Here is a 13462-nt window from a genome sequence, read left to right as displayed (position 1 = left end):
CCGTTCCTATAAAACCCGTATCATGCTACAGTCTTTCATAAAAAGCACAACCCCTTAACACTCTTTTGTTTAAGATCAGCTCAACAAAGTGGAAGAAAAATTTCATAATGCTTGAAAATAAGCCAGTAAAAAACGCGTAAAAGAGCTTTTCAAAAAAATCTTTGAAAAAATATCAAACATTATTCCAACTACAACGCCAGCACTTACTTCTCAAAATCTCTGGTTATAAACGCTCTCTTTTCCAACACTGTTATTTGAAAATGATGATTGCGACACGCAGTGCCTTGACATCTACAATTTGCAAAAAAGAAAAAACATAACTATAGAAACACAGTAAAGTATATCTTTTAAAACATCTTCAGCATAACTTTACTTAAAATTCCCTTCCCCCTTACTTAAAATACCAGTATTGCTCAAAAAAACAGCCAATTTTCAATTACAAATCAAAGAAAACCCATATTGTGACCTTTTTCACCAATGAAAGATACATCTGCCTTGTCAAAAAAGGTGCCGCAAACCAGCAGAGAAACTTGCTCCTGAAAACCCTCCTTTAGTAAGCCGATGCTGATAGGTGACATTTCCATGCAATACAAATTTCGCAGATAATCGGGTATTAAAACCAATCCCTGCTTCTAAGGAAGAACCAAAAGCTCCTAACTGGAAATCTTTTTTAAAAGAGACAAGCTGTTTATCTCCAAAACTATGCAAAAGATAAAGCTTACTATAGAAAGAAATAACATGCCCCTCTTCAGAGCCCGCAAACATCTTAGTCAAACGCCCACCAAAACGCGCCGTCCATTGATCAAATTTTCCCATATCAACATCAAGATCATCAACATCACGCACGCGATTAAACTGAAGATGCTGATAAACAAGCTGAACCTGCGGATCAAAAACAACACCATTATGCCCTATTATAAATGTTTTACCACTTGTCAAAGAAGTACTAAGCTGTTTACCTTTTAATGTTGCTGCCTTACCTCGTGCAAGAGTGAAAACATCACCCCTAAACAGACCGTAAGATAACAGCCCATCCATATAAAAACCCGTATCATGTTGCAGGCTTCCATAAGCAGAAACGGACCATTTATCAAATGTACTCTTTTTACTTTGCTCAACATTTAGAGGATATAGAGAAAGGTTTCCATAAGTTCCCGTGACCCCAAAGAATGTATGATTGTATAAATTCTCTATTTCTTTCAGCAAAACACCTGCTTCCAGCGCAGTATAATCAAGTTCGGCTCCATAGCCATATTCAAAAATAGACAGATTTGAAGCATAATGATGACTTCCACCATAACCACGAATAAAAAATGCTGGGTTCTCATCGCTTTTCAAAGAGTTTTGAGAAACACTTCGTATTGCCTCCAATTTCTTATTTTGAGTGCTAAGATCCAACAAACCAGCATGGAATAAAGCATTTGGCAGAAGGAGATAAGTTGGTAACTGCGGAACCACAGCCCTAATTCCCAGTTCTGGCTGAATATCAGGCTTAATAGGAACAGGCGGAGTAGGAGAAGGTGAAAGATCTGTAGGTATAGGATCACTTGGATCAGACGCAGAAGGCGTAGGTGAAACAAAAGGAGACGGAGGAGTGGGTGGTGGATCTGTAGGTGCAGGTTCACTCGGATCAGGCAGCACAGACGAAGAAGACACAGATGTAAATGGAGTGGGTGCTGGATCTGGAGGTACAGATTCACTTGGATCAGGCGGTACAGACGAAGAAGATGCAGATGTAAATGGAGTGGGTGCTGGATCTGTAGGTGCAGGTTCACTCGGATCAGGCAGCACAGACAGAGAAGATGCAGATGTAAATGGAGTGGGTGCTGGATCTGGAGGTTCACTTAAATCAGACGGCACAGATGGAGAAGATATGACAGGCATAATCTCAGAAGAATCTGATTCAGGATTAACATAGATACCTTCAAGACGGAAATCCCAAAACTTTCCATCACCTTCAACTAATCTTTGCGTAGCATCCGCTTCTCCAAAAGAAGAACCTGGTCCATAGCCACGAAGACGATATTGATAAGGAAAACCATTAACTGTAGTATAACTATTGGCCAGCTTAAAGGAATCTTCCTGTGCCATCCCAGAAACTTGAATCAATGAAAGGCTCTGATCTTTTCCATCACGTATCTCTTTACCTGAAGTTGTGAGAAAATTTTGCATATGAACAAGAGTCGTTCCAGAAACGTCACCATAGATCAAAATACGATCCGTTTTTTGAGGATCAAACAAACCCTCATCATCCAAAAATGCACTAAGCTTAACCTGAGCATTCCCCTCTGCACTATAAGCTTTTTTATAAGCTGACAATACTACTTTATCTCCTTCATTTATATCCGTCCTTTTTCCAATGCGCAGCGTTTGATAACCATTCGATATATCTTCATCATCAAAAATAAGTGTACTATCAGAAAGGCTTAGAGATGAAAGTGATGAAACAGATTCCTGTAAACCGTTGTATTTACTTTTGGTAAGATACCAAGTCGAACCATGCGTTAATTCTAATCTAGCAGTAGAGGTATCTTCAACGTGCATACCCCCTGTAAGGGAAGAAGCGCTTGCCTTCACCAATAGAGAAGAATTATTTTCAGCTTTTAGCAACAAATCACCAGAAATCTTTGTTTCATTCGATAATTCAAGAATACCTTCAGCCCTATAGCCTTTATCCCCCGTTGCATAAATCGCGATACCATCCGGAACTGTTATATTTGTCTGTGATAAAGAAACAAATGCCTTCCCCGTGATAACTGTTTGGGTATCTAAAATTTTTTCATCATCTCGTTGCCTAGTCATTTTAGCAAGCTCTTCTGGAGCTAAAACATTAAAATACAATCCATATACTCCCTCCCCTTTCACAGAAATATCGTTTTTTTCTATCTTAATACTTGTATTCTTAAAACCATCTGGTGAAACATATTTTTGAATTAATTTGCCATTGTTGTCCACATAACCTGAGAAATTTTTAATCAAGAATGCATGCATATTGTTAAGATGAATAAAACCTTTTTTCAAATAAACATCACCACCTTGAAAAACCTCAAAAGCTTCCGGCAATACCCCCATAGCTCCATCACCATCTGTTATAGATTCCTCTCTCCTTCCTTTCCCCGTAACAAACATAGTATCAAGAAGATAGCGCCCCCCAAACCGTGTTGAAAATGAGCCAATCTGGTTAAAATTAACGGTACCGTCTGACATTCTAACCATTGCATCAAAACCACTCATAATACCGATCCCCTTTGTCTTCAAATTATCTGGCTGAATATCGATATCCACACTCTCTAAAGCAATATCCGTTTCTCTCCCCCATGCATAAACAGCATGTGAAACGCCCTTAATTTCCCCTACTGTCATGCTAATAACTGCATTTTGAGCACGAAGACCCGGTATGTTCTTAAAATCTGCAAATGTTAGATTAAGTTTTCCACCATTTCTTACATACGCCCCATAGGCAGATATTTTATCTGGATTATCGCCATAAACTGTTATATGAGAGGCATTAACAATAGTGCCTGTTTTTTCTACATATATAGCTGCAATAGGCGCAGTACGAACAGACGCCTCCTGAGAATTTTTTAAGTAATAAACTTTATCTACGAGAAGGTGTGTTTTTCTATCATCGCGTTTATAAAATGCCTCTCCTGCATCACTTGAATTTCCAGCAGCTTCAAGATGGGCAATTTGCAAAAAATAAAGAATAGCTGTTGTAAAAGTGCATAAAAATGTACGATTATAAAATAAATTAACCATCATTCTTCTTAACCCTTATTTATTAATGAAGAACAATCGCATAATGTATATTATAATATTCCTAAAATAAAATAAATATACAATAAATAGTTAATTTAATGATTAATATAATGTATATATACTTATCTATAAATCATTCTATAATTTATAGATAACTAAAAATGATAGTGTAAGTTACCAGAAAAGCTTATTCCTGAAAACCCTGCTTTTGTCAGTCTATGCTGATAATTTATATCTCCATGCAATACAAATTTCGCAGATAATCGGGTATTAAAACCAATCCCTGCTTCTAAGGAAGAACCAAAAGCTCCTAACTGGAAATCTTTTTTAAAAGAGACAAGCTGTTTATCTCCAAAACTATGCAAAAGATAAAGCTTACTATAGAAAGAAATAACATGCCCCTCTTCAGAGCCCGCAAACATCTTAGTCAAACGCCCACCAAAACGCGCCGTCCATTGATCAAATTTTCCCATATCAACATCAAGATCATCAACATCACGCACGCGATTAAACTGAAGATGCTGATAAACAAGCTGAACCTGCGGATCAAAAACAACACCATTATGCCCTATTATAAATGTTTTACCACTTGTCAAAGAAGTACTAAGCTGTTTACCTTTTAATGTTGCTGCCTTACCTCGTGCAAGAGTGAAAACATCACCCCTAAACAGACCGTAAGATAACAGCCCATCCATATAAAAACCCGTATCATGTTGCAGGCTTCCATAAGCAGAAACGGACCATTTATCAAATGTACTCTTTTTACTTTGCTCAACATTTAGAGGATATAGAGAAAGGTTTCCATAAGTTCCCGTGACCCCAAAGAATGTATGATTGTATAAATTCTCTATTTCTTTCAGCAAAACACCTGCTTCCAGCGCAGTATAATCAAGTTCGGCTCCATAGCCATATTCAAAAATAGACAGATTTGAAGCATAATGATGACTTCCACCATAACCACGAATAAAAAATGCTGGGTTCTCATCGCTTTTCAAAGAGTTTTGAGAAACACTTCGTATTGCCTCCAATTTCTTATTTTGAGTGCTAAGATCCAACAAACCAGCATGGAATAAAGCATTTGGCAGAAGGAGATAAGTTGGTAACTGCGGAACCACAGCCCTAATTCCCAGTTCTGGCTGAATATCAGGCTTAATAGGAACAGGCGGAGTAGGAGAAGGTGAAAGATCTGTAGGTATAGGATCACTTGGATCAGACGCAGAAGGCGTAGGTGAAACAAAAGGAGACGGAGGAGTGGGTGGTGGATCTGTAGGTGCAGGTTCACTCGGATCAGGCAGCACAGACGAAGAAGACACAGATGTAAATGGAGTGGGTGCTGGATCTGGAGGTACAGATTCACTTGGATCAGGCGGTACAGACGAAGAAGATGCAGATGTAAATGGAGTGGGTGCTGGATCTGTAGGTGCAGGTTCACTCGGATCAGGCAGCACAGATGGAGAAGATATGACAGGCATAATCTCAGAAGAATCTGATTCAGGATTAACATAGATACCTTCAAGACGGAAATCCCAAAACTTTCCATCACCTTCAACTAATCTTTGCGTAGCATCCGCTTCTCCAAAAGAAGAACCTGGTCCATAGCCACGAAGACGATATTGATAAGGAAAACCATTAACTGTAGTATAACTATTGGCCAGCTTAAAGGAATCTTCCTGTGCCATCCCAGAAACTTGAATCAATGAAAGGCTCTGATCTTTTCCATCACGTATCTCTTTACCTGAAGTTGTGAGAAAATTTTGCATATGAACAAGAGTCGTTCCAGAAACGTCACCATAGATCAAAATACGATCCGTTTTTTGAGGATCAAACAAACCCTCATCATCCAAAAATGCACTAAGCTTAACCTGAGCATTCCCCTCTGCACTATAAGCTTTTTTATAAGCTGACAATACTACTTTATCTCCTTCATTTATATCCGTCCTTTTTCCAATGCGCAGCGTTTGATAACCATTCGATATATCTTCATCATCAAAAATAAGTGTACTATCAGAAAGGCTTAGAGATGAAAGTGATGAAACAGATTCCTGTAAACCGTTGTATTTACTTTTGGTAAGATACCAAGTCGAACCATGCGTTAATTCTAATCTAGCAGTAGAGGTATCTTCAACGTGCATACCCCCTGTAAGGGAAGAAGCGCTTGCCTTCACCAATAGAGAAGAATTATTTTCAGCTTTTAGCAACAAATCACCAGAAATCTTTGTTTCATTCGATAATTCAAGAATACCTTCAGCCCTATAGCTTTTATCCCCCGTAGCATAAATCGCGATACCATCCGGAACTACAAAAGTTGTCTGTGATAAAGAAACAAATGCTACTCCTGCAATGACTTTTTTGGCTTCTGAAGTTTTGCTATAGTGTAGATTCAACATTTTGGCAGACTCGTCTGGACCTGCCACATGAAAATACAAACCACGTGCCCCCTCTTCCTGTACAGAAATATCGGATCTTTCAATCTTAATATTTGTATTCTTAAAACTATAAGGTGAATCATAATTTTGAATCAACTTACCATTATCATCTGCATAACCTGAGAAGTTTTTTATCAAAAAACCACGCATATCTGTAAGCTGAATAGAATTGCCCCTCAAATAAACATCACTCGCTTGAAATACCTCAAAAGCTTGTGGTAACATAGCCGCATTTTTATTACCAACTATAGAATCCTGCTTTTTCCCTTCACCTTTAATGACCACACTATCAAGAAAATAGCGCCCTCCAAACCGTGTTGAAAAAGAACCAATCTCATTAAAAGTGACAGCACTATCTGACATCCTAACCGTTGCTCCAAAACCACTAACAATAGCAATCCCCTTTGTCTTCAAATTATCCGGCTGAATATCGATATTCACATTGACTAAACCAATATCTGCTTCTTTCCCCGATGCATAAACAGCATGCGAAGTCCCCTTAATTGACCCTCTTGTCATACTAATAACGGCATTGTGAGCACGAATACCGGGTGCATCCTTAAAATTTGAATCCGTTAGAATAAGCTTTCCTCCATATCTTACATATCCACCGTATGCAGATATCGTATCCGGATTGTCACCCAAGACAGTTATCTGAAACGCCTCAACAACCGTATTCTTTCTTTCTACATATATAGCTGCAATGGGAGCGGAATCAGAACGAACACGCCAAGAATTTTTTAAATGATAGGTTTTATTTTTGATTATGTGCCTTTTACCATCACCGCATTCATAAAACGGAGCCTCTGGATCACATAAATTTCCAGCAGCGCTAACATAAGCAACCTGCAAAAAATAAAGAATAGCTGTTGTAAAAGTGCATAAAAATGTATGATTATAAGATACATTAACCATCATTCTTCTTAACCCTTATTTATTAATGAAGAACAATCGCATAATGTATATTATAATATTCCTAAAATAAAACAAATATACAATAAATAGTTAATTTAATGATTAATATAATGCATATATACTTATATATAAATCATTCTATATTTTATGGATAAATAAAAATGATGGTGTAATTTACCAGAAAAGCTTATTCCAGAAAACCCTGCTTTAGTAAGTCTATGCTGATAGATGACATTTCCATGCAAAGCAAATTTTGAAGATAATTGAGCATTAAATCCCCCTCCAACTTCTAGAGAAGAGCCAAAAGCTCCTAATTGAAATTCATCTCCAAAATGCACAAATTGTTTTTCTCCAAAATTATGAGCAAGACGAAGCTTCCCATTGAAAGAAACAAAGCGCCCCGTTTGGGATGCCGTAAGAATCTTAGTCATACGTCCCCCAACACGCATCACCCACTGGTCATGTTTCCCCATTTCAATATCAAAGCCATCGATATTAGACGTTTTATCAAATTGCAGATTTTTATAAATAACCTGAACCTGTGGATCAAAAACAAGACTTTCGTACCCTGTCATCAACGCTTTACCAGAAGTCAATGAAGCGCTTAGAGATTTTCCCTTTTAATGTTGCCGTCTTTCCCCTTACAAGAGTAAGAACATCACCTTTAAACAAACCATAAAATAACAGACCACTTATCAAATGCACTTTTTTTGTTTTCAACAACATCTTGAGGCTGTAGAGAAATTTTTCCATACGTCCCCATAATTCCAAAGGTTGTTGTACGATGCGCGCTCTCAATTGCTTTTAGCAAAGCGCCTACCTCTACAGCATTATAATCAAGATTGCCTCCATAACCATATTTAAGAGCAGAGAGATCTGAGGTATAATGATGGCTTCCACCGTACCCGCGCATAAAAAAGGCAGAATTTTTGCTGCTTGCTAAAAAAATCTCCTGAAGCAATGCGTAATGCTTCCAACTGCTTGTTTTGATTACTAATATTCATAAAACCAGCATGAAACAAAGCATTTGGAAAGAGCAGATAGGTCGGAACTTATGGCACAATTGCCTGAATTCCCACTTCAGGATAAAAGATAGAAGCCTCAGAATCAGCTACAATGTAATTATGACCAACGCTAAATCCAATAGAACAAGGTATACGGCGACTAGAAAGATTGTTCGTCAACTGAGATGTTTTTAACTGAGAATGGCGAGAAGAACGCTGCATATACTCAGCTTCAAGGCGGAAATCCCAAAAATCTCCAGCAGTACTTTTAATCAATCTGTGCTTATCTTCTGCTTTCTTTTGATCTTTTGGACCATAAGCACGAAGACTATACCAATAAAGTGCTCCTCTTAGAGCTACGTAATTAGTCGCCAATTTAAAAGAATCTTCCGCCGACTTTCCATAAACCTGAACGACTGAAACACCACTGTGTGCATCTCTTTGCGCATCTTGACTACGGCTTTTTTTTCCTTGAATTTACTGAAAATTCCACGACATGCACTTTGGTTTTTCCATAAACATTGCCATAAATTAAAAGTTTATCTGCCCTTACCCTCTTATTTTGACTATCTGTAGCAAGAGATGCATTTACAAAAAGGCGCGCATCACTCGCAACATAAGTATAATCTAAGGTATCACCAGCTAATTTCCCGATATGAAGTGTCTGATAATTACCACCTGTTGCTTTCTTAAAAACAATAGAACTGTCAATGAGCCTCATAAATGAAAGCGACGAATCTGTAGATTTTTAGTTCTGCTGATTATTATTTCCTGGCGTCACAATCCATTGCGATTTATTAGACAACTCAAGTTCGACATAAGAATTCTCATCAACGTGTGCTCTCCCTACCAGAAAAGAAGCATCAGCTTCAATCCCGACATACGCGTTATTCTTAGTCTCTAATAACAGATCAGCAAAAATATGTGAGCGCTCCCGATACGATATAAGGGTATCTTCTGCTATCATCGATATAAATAGCCATACCATCTGGAACTTTAAAGGTGGTTTTCTTAAATTGAAACTCCCCTAACTTAACAAGTTGTTCTCCCTCCATACATCTACCCTCCGAGGAACCACCCAGAAAATACAAACCTCGAGCCCCACGCCCCTTAATGAGAATATCTGAATTCTCAACAACAATCTCAGACATATTTTGTGGAAAGCCATCATGAGAAAAAATTGCTGGTGCACTTTCTCCTACTAAACCATGCACATGATTAACATTAACCTTATTATCCTCAACAAAAAGAGAGCTACCTTGTTTCACCCAAAAAACTGCATGAGGTAGATCACCACTTCGTATCTTTTGACCACTTCCAATAACGGAAAGTTTCTTTCGAATAATCACAAAATCTAATGTAAACACCTCTGATGTAATCATTTTAGAGTTCTTAAATTGTAAAAGTCTTATCAGATATTGAATTTTTCTTCTTTCCAGACTCAATGACTATTTTCCTAGAATTTTGGAAGTCAGCAGCCAAAACAGAACCTGTATCAACGGAATGTATATGAAATCTGCCATCACCCCCCATGCTTCCCACCAAAACTACATGGATATGACTTAAAAAGGGAACTACACGAAGGCTCATCCTGTGCATGAACATCTATATTGGGTACAAATAAAAAAACAGACGTTGAAAAAGCACATAAACATACATGGTTTTTTAAGACTTTAATTATAATTTACTATAAACTTTCTTTTCTCACTCTCATTAAAAACCGAGGAAATACATCTACCTATTGTTCTATTATGTGTCGTTTTAGTAATTTGTTTTGGATTATACGTAAAGTAAAAATCAAAAATGATAGCTTAATCCGCCAGAAAAATGCGTTCCAGAAAAACCAGCTTTGGTAAGTTTATGCTGATAAATTAAATCACTGTGAAATGTAACCTTTGGAGATAGTTGTGCATAAACGCCAAAGCCAGCTTCTAGAGAAGAGCCATAAGCACCCAACAGAAAACTATCTCCCAAATGCACACGTTGTTTATCACTAAAATCACGAACAAAATGAAGTTTTCCATAGAAAGAAACAACATGCGCTTCTCTAATCACAGCCAGTGCTTTAGTTAAACGTCCCCCAATACGCATTACCCAATAATCCGGTTTTTTCATTTCAATATTAAAGTTGTCAACATCATGTGCCGTATTAAATCGGAGGTGTTGATAAACAAACTGTATCTGGGGCTCTAAAACAAAATTTTTACACTTCATCATAAACGCTTTACCAGTAGTTAACGAAACACTCAGAGGTTTCCCCCTTAATGTTACCGTCTTGCCCCGTGCAAGGGTAAGGACATCCCCATTAAACAGACCATAAGATAACAGACCATCCATATAAAAGCCTGCATCATGCTGCATGCTGCCATATGCTGTCACCGTCCATTTATCAAATGTACTTTCTCGGCTTTGTTCAACATTCAAAGGCTGCAAAGAGACTTTTCCATACGTCCCCATAACCCCAAAAGATGTAGTACTGTATGCACTCTCGATATTCTTCAACAAAGTTCCAGCCTCTATAGCATTATAATCAAGCTCGCCTCCATAACCATATTCAAGTACAGATAAGTTTGAAACATAACGATGATTACTGCCATAACCACGCAGAAATAAAGCAAAATTTTCATCGTCTTTCAAAGATCGACGAGAAACATTCCGTAGTGTTTCCAACCACTTATTTTGATTACTGATATCCATCAGACCAGCGTGGAATAAACTATTGGGCAAAAGGAGGTAAGTTGAAACTTGTGGGACAACAGCCCTCACATTTTGCTGAAAATGAGAAGAAAGCTCAGAAGCAAGAACAACCTTAGCTATAGCAGACACACGATCTCGCTCGGATCCAGCAGCCCCCTCCTCCGGCGTGACAAGAACAGATGCAAGAGTAGATTTATCATTTGGCACAGTAGTAAGAGCAGAAGGATGTTTCTTCACAGTATCAGTGTCAACAGGTCTAACGTATGGAGAAAAAGTAGCACTAGATGCAGTAGAAATAGAACGAGAAGCAGACGAATGACTCAAAACCTTAAGTTCATTGACAGCAGCTCCAACGGGTGTAACAATAGGAGAACTTGGTACAGTAGGAAGAAGAGGAGAAAGGCTTGAATTTTCAGAACTTTTCTCAAGTTCAACGAAAGTAGGCTCATCTCCGACAACATCAGGAAGCAAATCTGGAAAAGAAGAGGAAGTATTGTCAGGAGATGTAGGACGAGAAGCAGACGAATGACTCAAAACCTTAGGTTCATTGGCAGTAGCTCCAACGAGTGTAACAATAGGAAAACTTGGGACAGTAGGAAGAAGAGAAGAAAGTTTTGAATCTTCAGCACTTTCCCCAACTTCAACGAAAGTAGACTCATCTCCAACAATATCAGGAAGCAGATCTGAAAAAGAAGAGGGAGTATTTTCAGGAAGAGTATGACCAGACACGGGGAGATAACGAATAAGAAACAAATCCGTGGTATCAGAAGAGGTAGGCTGAATCTCTTCACTCTCTAAGCGGAAATCCCAAAATTCCCCTTCGCCCTTAAGCACTCTTTGAGATGAATTAGCTCCCCCTAAAGAAGAACTTGGGCCATAAGCATAGAGGCTATACCGATAAGGCGAACCTTGCGATGTAACATAACCACCATTTAGCTGAAAAGAATCTTCATTCGCTGTTCCATAAACTTGAATAATGGAAATCCCCTTGCTATTTCCCCGCTCTCCCGTATATTCCCCCCGACTCCCCAAAGCGTCTCGCACATGTACTGTCGTTGTTCCAGAAACGTCACCATGGACTAAAAGCCGGTCCGTTTTTTGATCCTGAAGAGCCCCCCCTTTATCCAAATATGTATTGAGATAAAGATGCGCATTGCCTTGCGCATGATAAACCTTGCCTGAACCTTTTCCAACAAGAAGTGTGTTATAAGTATCACCTGTTTTTAGTTCTTTAAAAAAAAGAGAACTATCAGAAAGATCTAGCGATGAAATAGATGAATATTCACCTAATTGAGGACCAGAAGAAGCAGAATCTTGCAGTTTTTCATATCTTGGTCGCAATAAAGTCCATTTTGAATTATTCTTTAATTGTAACGCAGCAGTAGAATTTTTATCAACATGAGTTCCCCCTATAAGGGTAGAAGCATCAGCTCTAATCTTTACAATGGAGTTTTCCTCAGCCCTCAGCAATAAATCTCCAAAAACTGTTGAACCTTGTGAGAGTTCAATAGAACTCTTAAATTGGCGACTATAAATAGCTGTACTTTCTGGAACCATAAAAGAAGCCTTTGTCAAATGGACAGCCCCTCGTCCAGACAAAACTGTTTTTCCCCCCCCATTAAATGCTGCTTCCCAAAAAAAGCGCATACCATTAAATGTCTGATTCCTTACCATAATAGTGGAGTTTTTTATATGAGCAGCATTATTATCATTCCCCTGGAATGAAAGACCATGTGCATTGGTAATATTAACTCTGCCTTTCTGAAAAGTAATAGAACCATCTCCTTGAAGCATTTGAAAAGCAGAATTTTCACTATGACTACCTGTATTTGTCGCCTGTTTTTCTCCTCCCGTAATAGAAACACCATCTAAAATAACTTTACCCCCTCCTGCTGTTTGAACCCCGATACCATTTGTAAAATCAATCTTCCCCGCTTTCATCTCAATCTTCGCATTACCTTGGCTAAAAAGACTTATCGCACCAGTACTTGTCTTAATTTCTGTATTGCTTAAAAAAATAAAAGATTGTTCACCGGCTACGCTGATGCCCATTCGGATTGCATTAATCACTCCGTCTCGCATCTCAAAAGCTCCCCCATCATCAACATCTGCACCTATAGACACATTATTTAAGATGGATTTGAATAGAGCAACACTTCCTTCCGTTGATGCTTTTACACCTGTTGTCCAAGAGCTTTTTCCTGAATGATCCTTTGCATACGAAACGCCATTAATGATTATACTGTCTGCCTCAATTACTGTATCTTCCCCTGATGCCTCTACGGCTGCACCATGACTTTCACCAGTGAGTTTATAAGTTTTTTGAGAGATTTCATGCGCTTTACCATCATTACACCGATAAAATGGCTCACTGTCGCTACATGAAAAATGATCCCTCTTAGAAAACGACATATTGGCATTAGCATTGTGCACAAAGAAAAAAATAATCGTTGTAAAACTACATAAAGAGAGATGATTTTTAGATATTTTGATCATAATTCTACTGAAAACTTTCTTCCCCTTCCTCTAACAAACAAAAATAGGCGTCCTGCTTAATTGCTTTGATCGCGCTCCACACGTAAAACACATTATGTATTTTATTAATCCGTTTTGTATCTTATGTAAAGCCAAAATGAAGAATATTACAATCTAAAATTGTAA

At 38.2% G+C, this 13462-nt stretch carries 3 protein-coding genes and 1 pseudogene; all 4 read right to left on the bottom strand.

Annotation, left to right across the window (positions count from 1 at the left end):
* Nucleotides 1-498 precede the first annotated feature (498 nt).
* Nucleotides 499-3759, bottom strand: coding sequence for an autotransporter outer membrane beta-barrel domain-containing protein (locus tag LBE40_RS00880; protein ID WP_252615233.1), 3261 nt, complete (start codon nucleotides 3757-3759; stop codon nucleotides 499-501).
* A 155-nt stretch (nucleotides 3760-3914) separates the two neighbouring features.
* Nucleotides 3915-7100, bottom strand: a complete 3186-nt coding sequence (locus LBE40_RS00875) for an autotransporter outer membrane beta-barrel domain-containing protein (protein ID WP_252615232.1) — start codon at nucleotides 7098-7100, stop codon at nucleotides 3915-3917.
* Between the two features lie 122 nt (nucleotides 7101-7222).
* A pseudogene (locus LBE40_RS08445) lies at nucleotides 7223-9785 on the bottom strand (autotransporter outer membrane beta-barrel domain-containing protein).
* A 116-nt stretch (nucleotides 9786-9901) separates the two neighbouring features.
* Nucleotides 9902-13297, bottom strand: a complete 3396-nt coding sequence (locus LBE40_RS00845; RefSeq protein ID WP_252615213.1) for an autotransporter outer membrane beta-barrel domain-containing protein — start codon at nucleotides 13295-13297, stop codon at nucleotides 9902-9904.
* Between the last annotated feature and the right edge of the window lie 165 nt (nucleotides 13298-13462).

Source organism: Bartonella taylorii (genome assembly GCF_023920105.1).
Classification (GTDB): Bacteria; Pseudomonadota; Alphaproteobacteria; order Rhizobiales; family Rhizobiaceae; genus Bartonella; species Bartonella taylorii.
The sequence above is the reverse complement of the archived record's forward strand: the minus strand, read 5'-3'. Positions and strand labels throughout refer to the sequence as shown.

Bases quoted from the DNA above. Each gene is read 5' to 3' on its own strand.
- LBE40_RS00875 (WP_252615232.1), bottom strand. From the start codon at position 7,100: ATGGTTAATGTATCTTATAATCATACATTTTTATGCACTTTTACAACA.
- LBE40_RS00845 (WP_252615213.1), bottom strand. From the start codon at position 13,297: ATGATCAAAATATCTAAAAATCATCTCTCTTTATGTAGTTTTACAACG.
- LBE40_RS00880 (WP_252615233.1), bottom strand. From the start codon at position 3,759: ATGGTTAATTTATTTTATAATCGTACATTTTTATGCACTTTTACAACA.